The organism is Bradyrhizobium sp. DOA1, assembly GCF_001593325.1.
Taxonomy (GTDB): Bacteria; Pseudomonadota; Alphaproteobacteria; order Rhizobiales; family Xanthobacteraceae; genus Bradyrhizobium.
The window spans coordinates 4,558,642-4,578,881 of the sequence record NZ_JXJM01000001.1 but is presented as its reverse complement, the minus strand read 5'-3'; the positions used below and the strand labels follow the sequence as shown (position 1 = coordinate 4,578,881).

The 20,240-nt window shown below is 64.3% G+C and carries 16 protein-coding genes; 9 read left to right on the top strand and 7 right to left on the bottom strand.

Features of this window, described 5'->3' with window-relative positions; genetic code table 11:
* Nucleotides 1-39: 39 nt before the first annotated feature.
* The 4 genes from SE91_RS21480 to cnbZ are packed head-to-tail and all read left to right on the top strand — an operon-like array spanning nucleotide 40 to nucleotide 4,477.
* Nucleotides 40-2,088, top strand: coding sequence for a sensor histidine kinase (locus SE91_RS21480; protein ID WP_061849017.1), 2,049 nt, complete (start codon nucleotides 40-42; stop codon nucleotides 2,086-2,088).
* Complete coding sequence (locus tag SE91_RS21475) at nucleotides 2,085-2,474, top strand: response regulator (protein ID WP_008550277.1); 390 nt, start codon at nucleotides 2,085-2,087, stop codon at nucleotides 2,472-2,474. Before SE91_RS21480 ends, SE91_RS21475 begins: the two co-directional genes overlap by 4 nt.
* Nucleotides 2,471-3,721 carry an adenylate/guanylate cyclase domain-containing protein gene (locus SE91_RS21470; protein ID WP_061849016.1) on the top strand — a complete coding sequence of 417 codons (1,251 nt, stop codon included), beginning with the start codon at nucleotides 2,471-2,473 and terminating at the stop codon, nucleotides 3,719-3,721. The genes SE91_RS21475 and SE91_RS21470 overlap by 4 nt, the downstream gene beginning before the upstream one ends.
* Nucleotides 3,722-3,730: 9 nt before the next feature.
* Nucleotides 3,731-4,477, top strand: coding sequence for a 2-amino-5-chloromuconate deaminase CnbZ (gene cnbZ, locus SE91_RS21465; protein WP_061849015.1), 747 nt, complete (start codon nucleotides 3,731-3,733; stop codon nucleotides 4,475-4,477).
* 51 nt (nucleotides 4,478-4,528) lie between these two features.
* Here the strand turns inward: cnbZ and SE91_RS21460 are convergent, their stop codons facing one another.
* The 7 genes from SE91_RS21460 to SE91_RS21430 form a co-directional block, all read right to left on the bottom strand.
* Nucleotides 4,529-5,239 (bottom strand): DUF1028 domain-containing protein, encoded by a 711-nt coding sequence (locus tag SE91_RS21460; RefSeq protein WP_061849014.1) that lies wholly within the window; start codon nucleotides 5,237-5,239, stop codon nucleotides 4,529-4,531.
* 9 nt (nucleotides 5,240-5,248) lie between these two features.
* Nucleotides 5,249-7,054 carry a gamma-glutamyltransferase family protein gene (locus tag SE91_RS21455; protein WP_061849013.1) on the bottom strand — a complete coding sequence of 602 codons (1,806 nt, stop codon included), beginning with the start codon at nucleotides 7,052-7,054 and terminating at the stop codon, nucleotides 5,249-5,251.
* 81 nt (nucleotides 7,055-7,135) lie between these two features.
* Nucleotides 7,136-8,125, bottom strand: a complete 990-nt coding sequence (locus SE91_RS21450; RefSeq protein WP_061849012.1) for an ABC transporter ATP-binding protein — start codon at nucleotides 8,123-8,125, stop codon at nucleotides 7,136-7,138.
* The gene (locus SE91_RS21445; RefSeq protein WP_060735457.1) at nucleotides 8,122-9,108 is read right to left on the bottom strand and encodes an ABC transporter ATP-binding protein; all 987 of its coding nucleotides are present in this window, start codon (nucleotides 9,106-9,108) and stop codon (nucleotides 8,122-8,124) included. The genes SE91_RS21450 and SE91_RS21445 overlap by 4 nt, the downstream gene beginning before the upstream one ends.
* A 13-nt stretch (nucleotides 9,109-9,121) precedes the next feature.
* On the bottom strand, nucleotides 9,122-10,093 hold the full coding sequence (locus SE91_RS21440; protein WP_061849011.1) for an ABC transporter permease: 972 nt from the start codon (nucleotides 10,091-10,093) through the stop codon (nucleotides 9,122-9,124).
* An 8-nt stretch (nucleotides 10,094-10,101) separates the two neighbouring features.
* On the bottom strand, nucleotides 10,102-11,082 hold the full coding sequence (locus SE91_RS21435; protein WP_061849010.1) for an ABC transporter permease: 981 nt from the start codon (nucleotides 11,080-11,082) through the stop codon (nucleotides 10,102-10,104).
* A 104-nt stretch (nucleotides 11,083-11,186) separates the two neighbouring features.
* Complete coding sequence (locus SE91_RS21430; RefSeq protein WP_061849009.1) at nucleotides 11,187-12,782, bottom strand: ABC transporter substrate-binding protein; 1,596 nt, start codon at nucleotides 12,780-12,782, stop codon at nucleotides 11,187-11,189.
* A gap of 305 nt (nucleotides 12,783-13,087) precedes the next feature.
* Here SE91_RS21430 and SE91_RS21425 point away from each other — a divergent pair, with 305 nt between their 5' ends.
* The 5 genes from SE91_RS21425 to SE91_RS21405 all read left to right on the top strand — a co-directional run bounded on the left by SE91_RS21425 (nucleotide 13,088) and on the right by SE91_RS21405 (nucleotide 20,123).
* Complete coding sequence (locus tag SE91_RS21425; protein ID WP_008550241.1) at nucleotides 13,088-13,345, top strand: DUF6489 family protein; 258 nt, start codon at nucleotides 13,088-13,090, stop codon at nucleotides 13,343-13,345.
* A complete protein-coding gene (locus SE91_RS21420; protein ID WP_061849008.1) occupies nucleotides 13,345-14,145 on the top strand; it encodes an esterase/lipase family protein in 801 nt (266 codons plus the stop codon). Before SE91_RS21425 ends, SE91_RS21420 begins: the two co-directional genes overlap by 1 nt.
* A gap of 47 nt (nucleotides 14,146-14,192) precedes the next feature.
* Nucleotides 14,193-15,743: a wax ester/triacylglycerol synthase domain-containing protein gene (locus tag SE91_RS21415; protein ID WP_061849007.1), complete on the top strand. Its 1,551-nt coding sequence runs from the start codon at nucleotides 14,193-14,195 to the stop codon at nucleotides 15,741-15,743.
* A 9-nt stretch (nucleotides 15,744-15,752) separates the two neighbouring features.
* Nucleotides 15,753-16,748, top strand: a complete 996-nt coding sequence (locus SE91_RS21410; RefSeq protein ID WP_061849006.1) for an alpha/beta fold hydrolase — start codon at nucleotides 15,753-15,755, stop codon at nucleotides 16,746-16,748.
* A 138-nt stretch (nucleotides 16,749-16,886) separates the two neighbouring features.
* Entirely contained in the window at nucleotides 16,887-20,123 is a 3,237-nt protein-coding gene (locus SE91_RS21405) for a bifunctional cytochrome P450/NADPH--P450 reductase (RefSeq protein ID WP_061849005.1), read from the top strand.
* The last annotated feature ends 117 nt before the right edge of the window (nucleotides 20,124-20,240 follow it).

The following is a 20,240-nucleotide window of genomic DNA, read 5'->3' as shown; positions in this document are numbered from 1 at the left end:
GCGAGAGACAAGGTCCCGTCTTCTTGCTAGGTTCCGCGGATGAGCCTCTCGATCCATCGCGATACTCCGCGAGCCAGAACGCTGCCGAGCGCGGCAGCTGATGGCGTCGCTGCCGGCGCGGCGGCGGGGCAGGGGATCAGGACTCGGCTCTTCACCAAATATGTCGCGCTGTTCGTGGCCGTCGTCGCAATCGCGCTGCTGGCCAACGGCCTGTTCGAGGTCTTCTTCTATTATCGCGAACACAAGGCTTCGCTGATCCGGGTCCAGCACGAGCAGGCCGAGGCGGCCGCGACCAAGATTGGCCAGTTCGTCAAGGAGATCGAGAGCCAGCTCGGATGGACCACGCAACTGCCTTGGTCCGGCGGCTCGATCGAGCAACGCCGCTTCGACGCGCTGCGCCTTTTGCGCCAGGTGCCTGCCATTACCGAGCTCGCCCAGGTGGACTCGACGGGCAAGGAGCGGTTGCGGGTCTCGCGGCTGGCGATGGACGCGCTCGACAGCGGGATCGATCTGTCGAGCGATCCGAAATTCACTGAGGCGGTCGCGCGCAAGGTCTATTACGGGCCGGTCTATTTCCGCAGGGACTCCGAGCCCTACATGACGCTGGCTCTGGCCGGCGCGCGCAAGGACGCCGGCGTCAGCATCGCGGAAGTCAATCTCAAGCTGATCTGGGACGTCGTGTCGCAGATCAAGGTCGGCCAGCATGGGCACGCCTACGTGGTCGGACCGGGGGGACGCCTGATCGCGCATCCCGATATCAGTCTCGTTCTTCGCAATACCGACATGTCCGGCCTCGCACAGGTCCGCGCCGCACAGGCCGCCGGCGGCACCATGCCGGTTGTGATCGAAGAAGCGCACAATATTCAGGGTCAGAAGGTCTTGACAGCCTCCGCTCCGATCCAGCCGCTGGGCTGGACCATGTTCGTCGAGCTGCCGGTCGAGGAAGCTTATGCCGCGCTCTACGCCTCGTTGCAGCGGCTCGCGATCGTGCTGCTAGCGGCATCGATCTTCGCGGTGCTCGCCGGGATATTCCTGGCGCGCCGCATGGTCGGTCCGATCCAGGCGCTGCGCAGCGGCGCCGAGCGGATTGGCGGTGGCGACTTCTCGCAGCGCATCTCGATTAAAACCGGCGACGAGCTGGAAGGCCTCGCCAACCAGTTCAACGACATGGGCGCGCGCTTGCAGGAATCCTATGCCGACCTCGAAAACAAGGTCGAGCAGCGTACCGCAGAGCTCCGGCAATCCCTGAACGATCTACGCACCGCGCAGGACCGCCTGATCCAGACCGAGAAGCTCGCGTCCCTCGGCCAGCTCACTGCAGGCATCGCCCACGAGATCAAGAACCCGCTCAACTTCGTCAACAATTTCTCATCGGTATCGACGGAGCTGATCGACGAGCTCAACGAGACCCTGCGATCGGCCGCGCTCGACGGCAAGACGAAGGAGGAGGTCGACGAGCTGACCGGCATGCTCAGGGGCAACCTCGAGAAGGTGGTGCAACATGGCAAACGTGCCGATTCCATCGTCAGGAACATGCTGCTGCATTCGCGCGAGGGCTCCGGCGAGCATCGCGCCGTCGATATCAACGGCATCGTGGAGGAAAGCCTCAACCTGGCCTATCACGGCGCCAGGGCCGAACGGCCTGCCTTCAACGTCACGCTCCAGCGCAGCCTCGATCCCGCGGCGGGTGTAGTCGACATCTATCCGCAGGAGATCACGCGCGTCTTCCTCAATCTGATCTCGAACGGCTTCTATGCCACGGCCAAGCGCAAGGAGGGCGAGGGCGACGCCTTCGAGCCCATCTTGAGCGTTGCGACCAAAGATCTCGGCGGCAGCGTCGAAATCCGGATCCGCGACAACGGCACCGGAATTCCGCCCGAAGTGAAGGAGAAGATGTTCAATCCCTTCTTCACCACCAAGCCGGCCGGGGAGGGCACTGGGCTCGGCCTTTCCATGAGCCATGATATCGTCGTGAAGCAACATGGCGGCACTATCGACGTGAACACGACACAAGGTGTATTCACCGAATTCATCATCACGCTGCCGCGCACGATGGCGGCAGGCGGCACTTCCGGAGGCAACACTTGAACGTTTACATCCTGGTCGTCGACGACGAACCCGACGTCGAGGCGCTGTTCCGGCAGCAGTTCCGGCGCGAGCTGCGCGCCGGCCGCTTTCAGATGGAATTCGCGCCCTCTGCGCCCGATGCGCTCAGGGTCGCCGCCGAGGTTCGCGATCCCTCGCTGATCCTCATTCTCTCCGACATCAACATGCCCGGCATGAGCGGGCTCGACATGCTGCCGAAGGTGCGTGCCGCCCATCCGGACGTTCCCGTCATCATGATCACGGCCTATGGCGATGCCGAGACGCGTCGCAAGGCGATCGAGCGCGGTGCCGTCGGGCTGCTGACCAAGCCGATCGACTTTGCGCTGCTGCGGCAGGAAATCGACACGAGGCTCGAGCAAGCCGCATGACTGCGACCATCCTCTTCGTCGATGACGAGCCGGATTTGGAGGCACTGATCCTGCAGAAGTTCCGCAGGCAGATCCGCGACGGACTGATCGATATCAAGTTCGCGCGCGACGGCCTCGAGGCGCTGCAATCGCTCGAACAGAACCCGCATGTCGACATGGTGGTTTCCGACATCAACATGCCCAGGATGGACGGACTGTCGCTGCTCGCCAAGCTCCAGGAGGCCGAGGACAAGAAGTCGACCATCATCGTCTCCGCCTATGGCGACATGAGCAACATCCGCACTGCCATGAACCGCGGCGCATTCGACTTCCTGACCAAGCCGATCGATTTCGCCGACCTGGAAGCCACGATCGACAAGACCATTCGCCACGTCGAGATGCTGCGCGAGGTGCGCCGGCGCCAGGCGGAGGCCGAACGTGCCCACGCTGCGCTGTCGCGTCATTTCTCCCCGCAACTCGCTAAGCGTCTCGCGGCCAGCGGCGAAGGCGAGGGGATCGAAGTGCAGTGGCGCGAGGTCGCGACCATCTTCACCGACATCACTGGTTTCACCTCGCTGGTCGAAAGCGCGCCGCCTGAGACGCTGGGCGCGCTGCTCAACGAGTATGTCGGGGGCATGACCGAGATCGTCTTCGCGCATGAGGGGACCGTCGCCAAGATCATCGGCGATGCGATTCAGATCCTGTTCAATGCGCCCGGCGATCAGCCGGACTATGCGACGCGCGCGGTCGCCTGCGCCCATGATCTCGACGCTTGGGCGCAGGACTTTTGCGCCCGTCAGAAAGCCGGAGGTGTGAACTTCGGCACGACGCGCATCGGCATTCATGCGGGCCCGGCGCTGGTCGGGAATTTCGGCGGAAACCGTTTCTTCGATTACACGGCTTATGGGGATTCCATCAATATCGCGGCGCGGCTTGAGGCCGCCAACAAGCACCTGGGAACGCGGATTTGCGTCAGCGCCAGCGTTGCGCAGTCGGCCGAGACGTTTCACGGCCGGCTCGTCGGCGAGCTGATGTTGCGCGGACGCAGCGAGCCGCTGCGTGCGTTCGAGCCGTTGCCGCAGGCGAAATTCGAAGCGCCGGAAACGGCGCTATATTCCGAGGCTTTCGCCAAGATGGAAGCCGGCGACCCAGCGGCCATGCCCGCCTTCGCCGCGCTGGTCGGCATGCATGCCGACGATGCCTTGGCGGGCTTTCACCTGAAGCGCCTGCTCAACGGCGCCAAGGGCATTCGTATGCAACTGGAATAGGAGTTTGTCATGGTTCGTGAGTTCTCTGCCGGCAATTATCGTTTCATTCCGTCCGTGTTTCAGTATTCGGCAGGTGCGGCCGCCGATGACGGTTACGAGATCGAGCGCGTTCGCTTCGACCGCCTGGTGCCGCTCGTGGAAGGGTTCGCGCTGGCGGCGAAATTCATCCAGGAGGCCGGGCGTCCGCTCACGGCGTTTTGTGCTTGCGAGCTGCGCTCGCCGGCAGCCTTCAGCGAGGAAGGCTTTAGGGCCTTCAACCTGCATTATGTGAAGACGCTGTCGGAATGGGGCATCTTCGACGGCACCACCAACCCGGTGGCGCGCAGCAATGTCTGCCCCGAGATCGATCCGCCGTCGGAGCCATCGTTCTATGCGTTCTCCTTCACGCGCCCGAGCCGCTCGAGCGCGCCGAGCTTCGTCATCGCCGGCGGCGCCGAGGCACGGGAGGGCAGCGGGACCTATGTCGAACGCACGGTGCGCTACCGCGACCTCAGTCCGGAAGGCCTGCGCGAGAAGGTGCGCTTCACGACGACCTCGCAGATGGAGAGCCGGATGGCGGCGTTTGGCTTCGGCTGGAAGGACACCACCGGCGTGCAGGCCTATTCCGTCCACGACTTCCATCATGCGCTGGTCGACGAGCTGGTCCGTCGCGGCGCGCTGCGCTCCGGCCTGACGTGGCATTTTGCCCGGCCGCCGGTGGTCGATCTCGAGTACGAGATGGATTGCCGCCGCGTGCTGCGCGAGGTGGTGATCTGATCGGACGGGTCGATTTTCACCTACACCAAGGGGCGGGGGCGACGCATCCCTTCAAGACCGCTTTGCGTGTGCTGCCGCGATGCTGGCGTCGACGACGCTGCGATCGGTATTGCCGGCCGGATTCTGCCGCGTCGGCATGGACGCGCGGAAGTGCACCCACAGCTCGTGGCTGACCCGCTCCAGCCGGTCGAGCTCACCGAGCGGATCGGGGTGGTCGTCGGCGCGAATGTCCAGCGCCGGCCATTCCTCCTCGCCGTGGATCAGCAGAGCCGCGGATTGCTTGCCGCGCTTGTCGCCGCCGGCGGCTTCGCCCGCGCGCATCGCCGCGAGCAAACGGCGCGGGAAGGGCAGGCTGTCATTGGCGATGTAGGTCTTGGCGGTCTCGTCGAGCACGTCGGCACCCGCCAGCATGTTGCCGGCGATCGAGAAGCCGCTGCCTGCGATGTGGCCGCACCAATCGACACAATCGCGCCCGGTATGCGCGGCGATCTCGCCGCTCGAATCCATGATATGGATCTGGCGGCTTTCGCGGCCGTCGTCGGTTGCGAGGAGGGTGGCCAGCACGTCATGCGCATTGAGGCCTTCACGCAGCAGCTTGATGCCGTCGATGCCGTAATAGGGATTGACGAAGGCCTGCGTTGCGATGGCGCCGAGACCGGCGGCGATGTACGGGACCCGTGCGCCGACGGCGAAGAAGCGTGTCGCAACCGCGATGCCGAACTGGCCGGTGGCAGGATCGCGCGCGATGATCGACCAGGTCATGTGCTGCTCTCAGCGTCCCGCCGCGTAGCCTTGCATGCCGCGCGGATTGGCGGCGGCGCGCCGGCGCGGGCCGACCCGCGAGGCCGCCGTGAGGCGGCCTTCCGACCAGTCGGGGCCGACCTCGATGATGTGGCCGCGCTCGCGCAGATTCTCGATCGTCGCCTTGGGCACGCGGTTCTCGACGACGAGCACGCCCGGGCGCGCGGTGCGCGGCCAGAACGAGATCGGAAAATGCTCGGAGTGCCAGGCCGGCGCGTCGATCGCCTCCTGGAGGTTGAGGTTGCAATGGACGTGGCGCAGGAAGAACTGCGTGATCCACTGGTCCTGCTGATCGCCGCCGGGCGAGCCCCAGGCGAGATACGGCTCGCCATCGCGCAATGCCATGGTCGGCGACAGCGTGGTGCGCGGCCGCTTGCCCGGCGCGAGCGCGGCGGGATGGTCTTCCTCCAGCCAGAACATCTGGGCGCGGCTGCCCAGGCAAAAGCCGAGCTCCGGAATGATCGGCGAGGATTGCAGCCAGCCGCCCGACGGCGTCGAGGATACCATGTTGCCGTCCCTGTCGATGATGTCGAAATGCACGGTGTCGCCGCGCACTTCGCCGAAGCGCCCGACCGTCGGCTCGCCGGCACCGAGCGCACCGACCGCCTCGCGCTGCCCTTCTGCGCGGCGCAGTTTTACCACGCCGCCGAAGCCTTCAACGGAGCCGGGCACGAAGTCGAGCGAGGCCTTGTCGGTGACGAGCTTGCGGCGCTCGTCGTTGTAGGCATCCGACAGCAGGGTCGCGATCGGGATCTCGGTGAACTTGGGGTCGCCGTAGAATTTTTCGCGGTCGGCGAAGGCCAGTTTGGCGCATTCGATCTGGAGATGGATGAAGTCCGGACCGGTTGGGTCGAGGCCGTCGAGCGCAAAGCCCTTGAGCAGCGCGAGCTGTTGCAGCGTCACGGGGCCCTGGCTCCAGACGCCGGCTTTGCAGACGGTGTAGCGGCCGTAATCGTAGGTGAGCGGTGCCTCGACCGTCGGCTGCCAGCGCGCCATGTCGTCGGCCGAGAGCACGCCGCGATGTGGCGAGCCGCTGACGTCCATCACTTCCTGGGTGCGACAGAATTTGTCGATGGCTTCCGCGACGAAGCCCTCCGACCAGGCCTTTCGCGCTCGCTCGATCTCGGCATCGCGGCCACCGCCGCCGCTTTCGGCCTCGCCGAGAATGCGGGCATAGGTCGCGGCCAGCGTCTTGTTGGTGAAGAGCGTGCCGGGCCTGGGCACTTTGCCGTTCGGCAAATAGACCGCGGCCGAGGTCGGCCAGTGGTTGCGGAATAGCTGCTCGACGGTCTGGATCGTGGCGCAGGCGCGCTCGACCAGCGGATAGCCGTCGCGGGCATAGGAGATCGCGGGCTCCAGCACGTCGCGCAGGCGCATCGTGCCGTAGTCGCGCAGCAGCATCATCCAGGATTCGAAGGTGCCGGGCACGCAGGCCGCGAGGAGACCGGTGCCGGGCACCATGTCGAGGCCTTCGCTCCTGTAATGCGCGATGGTGGCGCGCGCCGGGGCCGGGCCCTGGCCGCAGATCACCTCGGTGCGGCCACGCTTGACGTCATGGACGATGATCGGCACGTCGCCGCCGGGCCCGTTAAGATGCGGCTCGACCACCTGAAGCGTGAAGGCGGTGGCGACACCGGCATCGAAGGAATTGCCGCCCTTTTCCAGAACGCTCATGCCGACGGCGGTCGCGATCCAATGCGTAGTGGCGACGACCCCGAACGTGCCTTCGATCTCCGGCCTCGTCGTGAACGGATCGGGATTGACGTTGCTGGCCATGGGCTACCTCGTTTGCGACGCGCGCAATTGATCACAGCGCCGCGCCAGCGCCAAATGCACAGGTTGCATGGCACGCGCGCGTCACGCCGGCACCGGCGCGGTGTTGACCGCGTGGCAGGCGACGCCGTCGATCAGCTCCGGCGTGTCCTTGCGGCAGAGATCGAAGGCCAGCGGGCAGCGCGGATTGAAGGCGCAGCCGGAGGGGGGATGGATCGGATTCGGGATCTCGCCCTTGACCGGAATGCGCTGACGGCCGCTCATCGCGAGATCAGGTACGGCACCGAGCAGCATCTTGGTGTAGGGCATGCGCGGGCGCGCAAACAGCTCGCGGCCCTCCGCGATCTCGACGATGCGGCCGAGATACATCACGCCGACGCGGCTCGCCATGTGACGGACCACGGCGAGGTTGTGGCTGATGAACATGTAGGTCAGGCCGAACTTGTCCTGGAGGTCGCGCATCAGGTTCAGGATCTGCGCCTGCACGGAGACGTCGAGCGCGGAGGTCGGCTCGTCGCAGACGATGAATTCGGCGTCCGATGCGAGTGCCCGGGCGATCGCGATCCGCTGGCGCTGGCCGCCGGAGAATTCGTGCGGAAATTTCAGACGGTCGTCGGGGTGCAGGCCGACGACGCTGAGCAGCTCGCCGACGCGCGCCTGAATGTCACGTTCACCCTGGATCAGATCGAAGGCGCGGATCGGCTCGGAGATGATGGCATCGACGCGGAAGCGCGGGTTCAGGCTCGCATAGGGGTCCTGGAAGATCATCTGGATGCGGCGGCGCAGCTTCCGCCGTGCCGCCGCCTGCCGGGGATCGGTCATCGACACACCGTCGATCCGTACGTCGCCGGAGCTCGGCGGCAGCAGGCCGACGACCATCCGTGCCACCGTGGTCTTGCCGGAGCCGGATTCGCCGACCAATGCAAACGTCTCACCCTTCCGGATGTCGAAGGTGACGTGATCGACCGCCTTGAGATATTCGAGGTGCCCGCCTTCGAGCACGCGGTTGAGCCAGGGCTTCGAGACGTCGAAGACGCGGCGCAAGTCTGTCGCCTGGACGAAGGGAGCGCTCATGCTGCGCTCTCCGCCGGCACATTGTCATAGAGATGGCAAGCGACCGATTGCGCGCCGCGCGGCAGCGGTTCGGGGCGATCGACCCGGCAGCGATCGAAGGCGAACGCACAGCGCGGATTAAACGAGCAGCCGGGCGGGATTGCCGACAGGCGCGGCATTGAGCCGGGGATCTGCACGAGGCGGTCGTGGTCTCCGGCCAGCGTCGGGATCGCGCCCATCAGGCCCTTGGCGTAAGGGTGCAGCGGGTTCTTCACGACATCCTGCACGGGCCCGATCTCGGCAATGCGGCCGGCATACATCACCGCGACGCGGTCCGACGTCTCCGCGATCACGCCCATGTCGTGGGTCACCAGCATCACGGCGGTGCCGTGATCGCGCCCGAGCCGCTTGATCAGCGAGATGATCTGCGCCTGCACGGAAACGTCGAGCGCGGTGGTCGGTTCGTCCGCGATGATCAGTTCCGGCTCGGCGCAGATCGCCAGCGCGATCACCACGCGCTGGCGCATGCCGCCGGAGAACTCGTGCGGATAGCCGTCGATGCGCTTTTCCGGCGCGGGGATGCCGACCTCGGCCAGCAGGTCGATGGCGCGGCGGCGGGCCGCCGTTTCGGACAGATTCAGATGAGTTCGGATCGTCTCCACGAGCTGGTCGCCGACCCGGTAGAGCGGATTGAGCGAGGTGAGCGGATCCTGGAAGATCATGCCGATCCGTTTTCCGCGGATGCGGCGCATCTCCTCGGGCCGCAAATTGTCGATGCGCAGGCCTGCGAGATGGATCTCGCCGCCGGCGATGCGGCCGGGCGGATCGATCAGGCCGATCACGGAGAGGCCGGTGACGGACTTGCCGGCGCCGGATTCGCCGACGACGCCGAGCACCTCGCCCCTGGCGATGTCGAAAGAGACGCCGTCGATGGCGCGCAGCGTGCCGCGGCGGGAGGCGAACTCCACATGAAGATCACGCACGGAGAGGACGGGCTCGGTCATTTGGAACGCACGCTCATCGGAGTTTCGGGTTGAGCGCGTCGCGCAGCCAATCGCCGAGCAGGTTGATCGACAGGATCAGCGCCGCCAGCGCGATACCGGGGAAGGCGACGATCCACCATTCGCCTGCGAACAAATAGTTGTTGCCGATCCGGATCAGCGTGCCGAGCGAAGGCATGGTGTCGGGCAGGCCAACGCCGAGGAAGGACAGCGTCGCCTCGGTGATGATGGCGAGCGCCAGGTTGATCGTGGCGATGACCAGGATCGGACCCATCGTGTTGGGCAGCACGTGCCGCAGCATGATCTTCGGTGCGGGCAGGCCGATCAGCTGCGCGGCGGCTACATAGTCTTTGTTCTTCTCGACCATCACTGAGCTGCGCACCGTGCGGGCATAACCCACCCAGAAACTCAGGCCGATCGAGATCACCAGCACGACCAGCATGCTGGTGGCGTCCAAGCGGTTGCCGAGGACCGATTTCGCAATGCCGTTGACCAGCAGCGCAATCAGGATGGCGGGGAAGGTGAGCTGCACGTCGGCGATCCGCATGATCACGCCGTCAACAGCGCCGCCGAAATAGCCGGCGATCAGGCCGAGCGCGATGCCGAGGGCACCGGCGAAGATCACCCCGGCGACGCCGACGGCGAGCGAGATGCGCATGCCGTAAAGGATGGCGGAGAACACGTCGCGGCCCTGTTCGTCGGTGCCGAGCAGGAACGGGCTCTGGCCGTCCGCGGTCCACAACGGTGAGATCCGCGAATTCATCAACTGCAACTGTGCGGGGTCGAAGGGGTTCTGCACCGCAAGCCAGTTGGCGAAGATCGCGAGCAGGAAGAACACGAGCGTGATCGCCGCCGCCACCATGGTGAGCTTGGAGCGGCGGAACGAATAGAAGAGGTCGCTGTCGAGCGCCCGGCTGAACCAGCTCTGGGCGGCACGGGGCGGCTTTGCACTCTGCTCGCCGGAATTGGAAACCACTGCGTCGGGCATAGGCTGCCTTATGCGGCGCGACCGACGGTCGAGCGCAGGCGCGGATCGACCACGGTATAGAGGATATCGACCACCAGATTGATGGTGACGAAGATCAGCGAAACCATCAGCAGGTAGGCGGCCATGATCGGGATATCGACGTTTTGCACGGCCTGCACGAACATAAGTCCCATGCCCGGCCATTGGAACACGGTCTCCGTGATGATCGAAAATGCAATAACCGAGCCAAACTGAAGCCCGGCCACCGTGATCACGGGGATCAGCGTGTTCTTCAGCGCATGGCCGAAATGGATGGCGCGGGTGGTCAGCCCGCGGGCGCGAGCGAAGCGGATATAGTCGGTCCGCAGCACTTCTAGCATCTCCGCGCGCACCAGCCGCATGATCAAGGTCATCTGAAACAGGCCGAGCGTGATCGAGGGCATGATCAGTGCCTTCAGTCCCGACAGCGTGAGCAGGCCCGTCGTCCACCAGCCGAGCTTGATCACTTCACCGCGGCCGAACGAGGGCAGCCAGCCCAATGTCACCGCGAACAGATAGATCAGGAGGATGCCGATCAGGAAGGTCGGCAGCGAGATGCCGATCAGTGACACCGCCTGGAATAGTTTGGCGAGCAAGGTGTCGCGCCTGAGCGCCGAATAGACCCCCATCAGGATGCCGAGCACCATCGCAAAGACGGTCGCGCAGATTGCGAGTTCGAGGGTCGCGGGCATCCGCTCCATCAACAACGTCGAGACCGGCTGGCGGAACTGGTAGGAGACGCCGAACTTGAACTGAACGGCATCGGCGAAATAGCGCACGAACTGGACCGGCACGGGATCGTCGAGGCCGAGCGACTTGCGCACGGCTGCGCGCTCGGCCGCAGGCGTGTCGATCGAGACGATCTGGTTGACGGGGTCGCCGGCGAAGCGGAACATCGAGAACGCGATGATGCCGACGGCGAACATGACGCCGATGGCCTGAATGGCGCGGCGAAGAGTGAAAGCGAGCATGCCTTCCACTGACCTTGGGTGTGCGTGCGGCTGACGTCCTTGTCAGCCGGAAAAGGAAAGGTCCCGGACGCCTAACGCTTCCGGAACCTCGTGTTCAACGGACGCTATTCCTTTTTGGTCGCCCAATGGAACATGACCAGATTGTCGGCACGTTGCGGCAGGTTGACCTTCTTCGATACGCCCCAGGCCAGAGCCTGCTGGTGCAGCGGGACGTAGGCCCAATCCTTGATGCTGATTTCATACGCCTGCTTGATCAGCTGGTTGCGTTTGGAGGTGTCGGTTTCAACCAGCACTTTGTCCGTGATGGCGTCGAACTCCTTGTTGCAATAGCCGCCGAGATTGGCCTCGCCACGCGAAGATTTCGCATCGTCGCGGCAGCCCATGATGTCATAGAGCACGTTGTGGGAATCCATCGTGCTCGGCGTCCAGCCCAAGAGGTAGAACGAGGTCTGGTAGTTGCCCTGCTTCAAGACCTTGGCGAAATATTGAGCCTTCGGCTGCGCCAGCAGATTGATCTTGACGCCGATGCGGGCAAGCATGCCAACCACGGCCTGGCAGATCGCGGCGTCGTTGACGTAGCGATCGTTCGGACAATCCATGGTGACCTCGAAGCCGTCGGGATAGCCGGCCCCCGTCAGGAGCTTCTTGGCGCCGTCAGGGTCGAATTTCGGCCGCGTGAAGTCCTTGGAGAGCACGAACAATTCCGGGGCGATCATCAGCGCCGACGGTGTCGACAATCCGCGCATCACGCGCGTCTTGATCAGCTCGATGTCGATCGCCTTGTAGAAGGCCTCGCGGACGCGGACGTCCTTGAACGGATTCTTTCCCTTGACGTTGGAGTAGAGCAATTCGTCGCGGGTCTGGTCGAAGCCGAGGAAGATGGTGCGTAGCTCCGGCCCTTTCAGGACCTGCGCGTTCGGGCTGGAATCGACGCGGGAGATGTCCTGGATCGGCACCGGCTCGATGACGTCGACTTCGCCCGACAGCAGCGCGGCGACGCGGGTCGCGTCGGAAGAGATCGGGGTGAAGATGATCTCCTTCAAATTACCTTCCACCTTGCCCCAATAGTTGGGGTTGGCCTTGAATACGGTCTTCACGCCGGGCTGATGGCTTTCGATCATGAAGGGGCCGGTGCCATTTTCATTGAGCGAGGCGTAGCTCGGCGTGGTCGCCGCGACCGGAGTCGGATCGACGACGTTGTTCGCCTCCGCCCATTTCTTGTCCATGATGTACCAAACATCCCACGAGTTATGCAGGATGGGGTTGGGCGAGGGCAGGATGAAGTCGACGGTGTAATCGTCGACCTTGACGACCTTGACGTCGGCTGCAAGGCGGGTCTGCATATTGGACCCCTTCTTGCGAACGCGATCCGCGGAAAACAGCACATCGTCGGCGGTGAAGGGATCGCCGTTGTGGAATTTCACGCCCTTGCGCAAATGGAAGCGCCAGCGGGTCGGCTCCGGAGTTTCCCAGCTTTCCGCCAGCGCCGGAATGATCTTGAGATCCTTGTCGCGCGCGGTCAGGCCTTGATAGACGTGGCCGAGGTGGGCGTGGGTGGTGCTTTCGTTAAGGGTATAAGGATCGAGCGACTTCAGGTCACCCTGGTTGGCATAGCGCAGCGTCTGGCTCAACGCCGGCGAGACCGACAACGCAAGCGCACCGGCGAGCGTCGCCGCAAACAGACTTCGACCTACTGACATTCTTGACCCTCTCCACACTGCCGTGCCGATGATTTTTGATTTGTTCGGCCGGCCGATGAATCCATGTTGCCCAGAGTTCTCGACCCGTGCAAGCGCCATCCAGCAAGGAACGCGCCAAAGTTGCGCCGCTGTGCAGCAATGCTGGTCATGCCGCCGGGCATAGAGGACTTGCGGCTTTCGACTTTGGTTGACCATACTTGGCCGATTGCGGGCGGGACATGTCGGGCCGGGATCAGGTCGCTTGCGTCGTACCACAAGTCGCGGCGATACTGCGACAGGCCGCTCGAATCTCATCCGGAGGGGATATGAAAGTTAACATTGAAATCGACTGCACCCCTCTGGAGGCCCGCCAATTCTTCGGTTTGCCCGATGTGGCACCGATGCAGACGGCGGTGATGGAGAAGCTGCAGCAGCAGGTGCTGAGCAACATCGAGAAGGTCTCGCCGGAATCGCTGATCCAGAGCTGGTTCACCTTCGATCCGAAGATTGCCGAGCGGTTTCAGGACATGTTCGTCACGATGGCGGGCCTCGGTGGCACGCGCAGCAGCGACAAGAAGAAATAGTGTCGCCGGGACGGGACGGGATGCGGGAAGAGGGCCGGCTTCGTCCGCCACCTCTCGGCCTGCTGTTGGCCGAGGCGCGCGGCTTGTTCGAGCTCAACGCGAGCCTGCTGCTCTCGCCGCTCCTGATGCGGGCGCCGAGGGGCGACGGCCATCCGGTGCTGGCATTGCCGGGGTTCCTCGCCAGCGACCTGTCGATGGCGCCGATGCGGCGCTATCTCAGCGAGCTCGGTTATGAGGCACATGCCTGGCGGATGGGCCGCAATCTCGGCGGGGTGGCACGGATGCGGGATTCTCTGCGGTCGCGCCTGGCCGAGATCCACACCGCCACGGGACACAAAGTGAGCCTGGTCGGATGGAGCCTCGGCGGCGTCTACGCGCGCGATCTCGCGCTTTGGGCGCCCGACATGGTGCGTTATGTCGTGACGCTCGGTAGCCCCTTCGCCAACGACGTGCGGGCGACCCACGCTACGCGGCTCTACGAGGCGATGTCCGGCGAGCGGGTTGAAGATTTGGCCGCGTTGCGCGAGGCGATCGCCGGGGACCTGCCGGTGCCGACGACGTCGATCTATTCGCGCGCCGACGGTGTCGTCAACTGGCGGACCTGCCTGCTGCGCCCGTCCGACCGCGCCGAGAACATCGAGGTGCACCTGGCGAGCCATATCGGGCTCGGCGTGAACCCCGCAGCGCTGTGGGCCGTGGCGGACCGCCTGGCGCAGCCGGAGGGGGAATTCGCGCCATTTGACCGGTCCGGGCCGTTTGCCATTGCATATGCCCCGGCGGAACAGGCAGTATCGGCCTGACGAGAAGCGCCGCCAAGGCGCCCGTCGAAATCTTGCGGGAGGGAACTATGGCTGACGGTAAGAAGCTGTCGTCACTGGACGCGTCGTTTCTCTATCTGGAAACGCCGGAAATGCCGATGCATGTCGGAAGCATGGCGATCTTTCGCCTGCCCGACGATTACAAGGGCGACTTCTTCGAAGACTTCAAGGCAATGATCGTCTCGCGCCTGCACATTGCGCCGATCCTCAAGGCGCGGCTGGAGAAGGCGCCGCTCGACATCGATCATCCCTCCTGGGTCGAGGACGACCAGTTCGACATTGACCGCCACATCTTCCGCGCCAGCCTGCCGCAGCCGCGCGACCGCGCGACGCTCGAGCGCATCGTCGGCTGGATGCACGCCAAGCTCCTGAACCGGGCCCGTCCGCTCTGGGAGTTCTACGTGTTCGAGGGCATGAAGGACAACGAGGTCGGGCTCTATTCCAAGATGCACCATGCCGCCATTGACGGCGGCGCCGGTGCGGCGCTGACCAACATGATCTACGACATCTCGCCGATCCCGCGGCAGGTTGATCCGCCGATGGCGGGAGCGAAGCCGGGGCAGGAGCCGCGCGACATCGCTGCGAACCTACTCGATTCCTATCAGCAGCTGTTCAGCCAGCCGCTGGACGCTTCGCAGGCGGCGAAGAACCTGCAACTGCCCCGCACTGGCAAGAGCGACATCGGCTCGATCCTGTTCGACAATGCAATGTACCAGATCGAGAGCGCTGTGCGCTTTGCAGGCAACATTCCGACCGTGCTCAAAAGCGTGTCCGACGTGCTCGGCAAGGTCGCCGATCCCAAGTCGCGCGAGAGCCTCGCCAGCATGGTGTCGCCGCCGACCATGCTCAACAAGACCATCTCCTCGGAGCGCAGCTTCGCCGGCGTGTCGATCTCGCTGTCGCGATCCAAGGCGCTGGCCAAGCAGGCCGGCGGCAAGCTGAACGACGTCGTGCTGGCGCTCGCCTCCGGCGTGGTCCGTCGCTATCTCCGGCAATACGGCACCCTGCCGGCGAAATCCCTGACCGCCGCCGTGCCGATCTCGCTGCGCGAGGAGGGCAACACCGAGGCCAACAACCAGGTTTTCGGCATGATCTGTTCGATCGCGACCAATATCGACGATCCCAAGGCGCGGCTCGAGGCCATCATCGCGCAATCCACCAAATCCAAGGAGATGTCGCACCCGCTGCGGGCGCTGATGCCGCAGGTCTCCAACATCTCGATGCTGGGTGCGCCGATCATGGTGCAGATCCTGGCGCTGCTCTACAGCCGCTCGAACCTGTCCGACGTGCTGCCGCCGGCCGCCAACATCACGGTGTCCAACGTGCCGGGACCGCGGCAGACGCTCTACGCGGCGGGCGCAGAGCTCTTGCACATCTTCCCGGTGTCGATCTCGACCCACGGGCAGGCGCTCAACATCACCGTGCAGAGCTATCGCGACCAACTCGACTTCGGCTTCATCGTCGGCGCCAACATCATTCCGCATGTGCAGGTGATGTGCGACATGCTGCCGGAAGAGTTCGCCGCGCTGGAGGCGGCCTACGCGCCGCCGGCCGCGGACATCAAGGGCGCTGCCGAGTAGGAGTTCGTGATGATTGAAATGCCGCCGCTCAAGTTCGCGACGACGAATGGAATTCGCATGGGCTATTACGAAGCGGGCCCGGCCAACGACAAGCCGCCGGTCGTGCTGTGCCACGGCTGGCCCGAACTCGCCTTCTCCTGGCGCCACCAGATCAAGGCGCTGAGCGAAGCCGGCATCCGCGTGATCGCGCCCGACCAGCGCGGCTATGGCGCGTCCGATCGGCCCGAGCCGGTCGAGGACTACGACATGGAGCATTTGACCGGCGATCTCGTCGGTCTGCTCGATCATCTCGGGATCGATAAGGCGATCTTCGTCGGCCACGACTGGGGCGGCTTCGTCGTCTGGCAGATGCCGTTGCGGCATCCCGCGCGCGTCGCGGGGGTGGTCGGCGTGAACACGCCGCATTGGGACCGTGCGCCGGCGGACCCGATCGCGCTGTTCCGCCAGCGCTTCGGCGACCAGATGTACATCGTCCAGTTCCAAGATCCCGCCCGCGAGCCGGACAGGATCTTCAGCAGCCACGTCGAAGAAACCTTTGATGCCTTCATGCGCAAGCCGGTCGCGCGGCCGGCCGGTACGCCGGCCGAAGAACCGATTGCCGGCGTCGGTGCTTCGCCCCGGATCAACCTGGCCTTTCCGCAGATGATCGCGAATTACGACGCCAAGCATGATCCGCGGACGCCGATCCTGTCGGCCGATGAGAAGAAGGTGTTCGTCGATACATTCACGAAAACCGGCTTCACCGGCGGCATCAACTGGTATCGCAACTTCACCCGCAATTGGGAGCGGTCGAAGGAATTGGACCATCACGTCCACTTGCCATCATTGATGATCATGGCCGAGAACGATGCCGTGCTGCCGCCATCGGCGGCCGACGGCATGGAAAAGCTGATCGGCGATCTCGAGAAGTATCTGGTGAAGGACAGCGGCCATTGGACGCAGCAGGAGAAGCCGGAAGAGGTCAGCGCCAAGCTGATCGAATGGCGTAGAAGGCGGTTTGGCTAATCCGTCATTGCAAGCTCGTCATTGCAAGGAGCGAAGTGACGAAGCAATCCAGACCTGCCACAGCGGAAACATCTCTGGATTGCTTCGCTTCGCTCGCAATGACGGCGGTGAATATTGAGGTAGGGGGAAGCACTTTTAATGTCATCGAAGAACCGTCTGGATCCGATCCCGCATCCGCCGACCAAGCCGGTGGTCGGCAACATGTTGTCGCTCGATGCAGCCGCCCCCGTGCAGCATCTGACGCGGCTTGCCAAGGAGCTCGGTCCGATCTTCTGGCTCGACATGATGCGCTCGCCGATCGTCGTCGTCTCCGGCCATGATCTCGTCGACGAACTCTCCGACGAGAAGCGCTTCGACAAGACGGTACGCGGCGCGCTGCGCCGCGTACGTGCGGTCGGCGGCGACGGCCTGTTCACGGCCGATACCAGGGAGCCGAACTGGAGCAAGGCGCACAACATCCTGCTCCAGCCGTTCGGGAACCGCGCCATGCAGTCCTACCATCCGAGCATGGTCGATATCGCCGAGCAGCTGGTCCAAAAATGGGAGCGGCTCAACGCCGATGACGAGATCGACGTCGTCCATGATATGACGGCGCTGACGCTGGACACGATCGGCCTGTGCGGCTTCGAGTACCGCTTCAATTCGTTCTACCGGCGGGACTACCATCCCTTCGTCGAGTCGCTCGTGCGCTCGCTCGAAACCATCATGATGACGCGCGGCCTGCCGTTCGAGCAGATCTGGATGCAGAAGCGGCGCAAGACGCTCGCCGAAGACGTCGCCTTCATGAACAGGATGGTCGACGAGATCATCGCCGAGCGCCGCAAGAGCTCGGAAGGGATCGACGACAAGAAGGACATGCTGGCCGCGATGATGACCGGCGTCGACCGTGCGACCGGCGAGCAGCTCGACGACATCAACATCCGCTACCAGATCAACACCTTCCTGATCGCGGGCCATGAGACCACCAGCGGCCTGTTGTCCTACACGCTCTACGCCTTGCTCAAGCATCCGGACATTCTCAAGAAGGCCTATGACGAGGTCGACCGCGTCTTCGGGCCCGATGTCAATGCGAAGCCGACCTATCAGCAGGTGACGCAGCTCGCTTACATCACGCAGATCCTCAAGGAGGCGCTGCGGCTGTGGCCGCCGGCGCCCGCCTACGGCATCTCGCCGCTCAATGACGAGACCATCGGCGGCGGCAAGTACAGGCTTAGGAAGGGCACGTTCACCACCATCCTTGTGACGGCGCTGCATCGCGATCCATCGGTCTGGGGGCCGAACCCGGATGCCTTCGATCCCGAGAATTTCAGCAAGGAGGCGGAAGCCAAGCGGCCGATCAATGCCTGGAAGCCGTTCGGCAATGGCCAGCGTGCCTGTATCGGCCGGGGCTTTGCCATGCATGAGGCTGCGCTCGCGCTAGGCATGATCCTCCAGCGCTTCAAGCTGATCGACCACCAGCGCTACCAGATGCATCTGAAGGAAACGCTGACGATGAAGCCGGAAGGCTTCAAGATCAAGGTGCGCCCACGTGCCGACCGCGAGCGCGGTGCTTATGGCGGGCCGGTCGCGGCCGTGGCTTCCGCGCCGAAGGCGCAGCGCCAGCCCACCACGCGGCCCGGCCACAACACGCCGATGCTGGTGCTGTACGGCTCCAATCTCGGCACCGCTGAGGAGCTCGCAACGCGCATGGCCGATCTCGCCGAGATCAACGGCTTTGCCGTGCATCTCGGACCGCTCGACGATTACGTCGGCAAGCTGCCGCAGGAGGGCGGCGTGCTGATCATCTGCGCCTCCTACAACGGCGCGCCGCCCGACAATGCCACGCAGTTCGTCAAATGGCTCGGCAGCGACTTGCCGAACGATGCCTTTGCCAACGTGCGTTACGCCGTGTTCGGCTGCGGCAACAGCGACTGGGCGGCGACCTATCAATCGGTGCCGCGCTTCATCGACGAGCAATTGGCGAAGCGCGGTGCGCGCGCGGTCTATCCGCGCGGCGAAGGCGATGCACGCAGCGATCTCGACGGCCAGTTTCAGAAATGGTTCCCGGCGGCGGCCCAGGTCGCCACCAAGGAATTCGGCATCGACTGGAATTTCACCCGGACCGCGGAGGACGATCCGCTCTATGCGATCGAGCCGGTGGCGGTGACCGCCGTCAACACCATCGTGGCCCAGGGCGGCGCGGTCGCGATGAAAGTGCTGGTCAACGACGAGCTTCAGAACAAGAGCGGGGCCAATCCGTCGGAGCGCTCGACGCGCCACATCGAGGTGCAGCTGCCGTCCAACCTGACGTATCGCGTCGGCGACCATTTGAGCGTTGTTCCGCGCAACGATCCGACTTTGGTGGATTCCGTCGCCCGCCGCTTCGGCTTCCTGCCCGCCGACCAGATCAGGCTTCAGGTTGCCGAAGGTCGCCGCGCACAATTGCCGGTCGGCGCGGCCGTGTCGGTCGGCCGCCTGCTCAGCGAATTCGTCGAGCTGCAGCAGGTCGCGACGCGCAAGCAGATCCAGACGATGGCCGAGCATACCCGGTGCCCGGTCACCAAGCCGAAATTGCTGGCCTTCGTCGGCGAGGAGGATGAGCCGCTCGAGCGTTATCGAAGCGAGATTCTGGCCAAACGCAAATCGGTATTCGACCTGCTGCTCGAATACCCCGCTTGCGAGCTTCCGTTCCACGTCTATCTGGAAATGCTCTCGCTGTTGGCACCGCGCTATTACTCGATCTCGTCCTCGCCGTCGGTCGATCCGGCGCGTTGCAGCGTCACGGTCGGCGTGGTCGAAGGTCCCGCCGCTTCCGGCCGCGGTGTCTACAAGGGCATCTGCTCGAATTATCTCGCCAATCGGCGCGCTGGCGATGCGATCTATGCGACGGTGCGCGAGACCAAGGCCGGCTTCCGGCTTCCCGATGATCCATCCGTGCCCATTATCATGATCGGCCCGGGCACGGGACTTGCTCCGTTCCGAGGGTTCCTCCAGGAGCGCGCGGCGCGCGAGGCCAAGGGAGCCACGCTCGGGCCGGCCATGCTGTTCTTCGGCTGCCGTCATCCCGACCAGGATTTTCTCTATGCCGATGAGCTCAAGTCGCTCGCGGCGGGCGGCATCACCGAGCTGTTCACGGCGTTCTCGCGCGCGGACGGGCCGAAGACCTATGTGCAGCACGTCCTCGCCGCACAGAAGGACAAGGTCTGGCCGCTGATCGAGCAGGGCGCGATCATCTATGTCTGCGGTGACGGCAGCAAGATGGAGCCCGACGTGAAGGCGGCCCTCGTCGCGATCCACGGCGAGAAGAGCGGCAGCGATGCCGCTGCCAGCGCACGCTGGATCGACGAGATGGGCGCGAGGAACCGCTATGTGCTCGACGTCTGGGCGGGAGGATAGGCCAAGCCCTCGCCGCCGTAGCCCGGATGGAACGTAGCGCAATCCGGGGCGGTCTTTTCCTCACGAGAGTGTTTCCCGGATTACGCTTCGCTCCATCCGGGCTACGGATTAATCGTG

What these genes read in the sequence shown, in the direction of transcription:
- SE91_RS21445 (WP_060735457.1), bottom strand. Translation starts at nt 9,108, where the DNA reads ATGACCGAGCCCGTCCTCTCCGTGCGTGATCTTCATGTGGAGTTCGCC.
- SE91_RS21455 (WP_061849013.1), bottom strand. Translation starts at nt 7,054, where the DNA reads ATGGCCAGCAACGTCAATCCCGATCCGTTCACGACGAGGCCGGAGATC.
- SE91_RS21410 (WP_061849006.1), top strand. Translation starts at nt 15,753, where the DNA reads ATGATTGAAATGCCGCCGCTCAAGTTCGCGACGACGAATGGAATTCGC.
- SE91_RS21460 (WP_061849014.1), bottom strand. Translation starts at nt 5,239, where the DNA reads ATGACCTGGTCGATCATCGCGCGCGATCCTGCCACCGGCCAGTTCGGC.
- SE91_RS21425 (WP_008550241.1), top strand. Translation starts at nt 13,088, where the DNA reads ATGAAAGTTAACATTGAAATCGACTGCACCCCTCTGGAGGCCCGCCAA.
- SE91_RS21405 (WP_061849005.1), top strand. Translation starts at nt 16,887, where the DNA reads ATGTCATCGAAGAACCGTCTGGATCCGATCCCGCATCCGCCGACCAAG.
- SE91_RS21440 (WP_061849011.1), bottom strand. Translation starts at nt 10,093, where the DNA reads ATGCCCGACGCAGTGGTTTCCAATTCCGGCGAGCAGAGTGCAAAGCCG.
- SE91_RS21430 (WP_061849009.1), bottom strand. Translation starts at nt 12,782, where the DNA reads ATGTCAGTAGGTCGAAGTCTGTTTGCGGCGACGCTCGCCGGTGCGCTT.
- SE91_RS21450 (WP_061849012.1), bottom strand. Translation starts at nt 8,125, where the DNA reads ATGAGCGCTCCCTTCGTCCAGGCGACAGACTTGCGCCGCGTCTTCGAC.
- SE91_RS21470 (WP_061849016.1), top strand. Translation starts at nt 2,471, where the DNA reads ATGACTGCGACCATCCTCTTCGTCGATGACGAGCCGGATTTGGAGGCA.
- SE91_RS21415 (WP_061849007.1), top strand. Translation starts at nt 14,193, where the DNA reads ATGGCTGACGGTAAGAAGCTGTCGTCACTGGACGCGTCGTTTCTCTAT.
- SE91_RS21435 (WP_061849010.1), bottom strand. Translation starts at nt 11,082, where the DNA reads ATGCTCGCTTTCACTCTTCGCCGCGCCATTCAGGCCATCGGCGTCATG.
- cnbZ (WP_061849015.1), top strand. Translation starts at nt 3,731, where the DNA reads ATGGTTCGTGAGTTCTCTGCCGGCAATTATCGTTTCATTCCGTCCGTG.
- SE91_RS21480 (WP_061849017.1), top strand. Translation starts at nt 40, where the DNA reads ATGAGCCTCTCGATCCATCGCGATACTCCGCGAGCCAGAACGCTGCCG.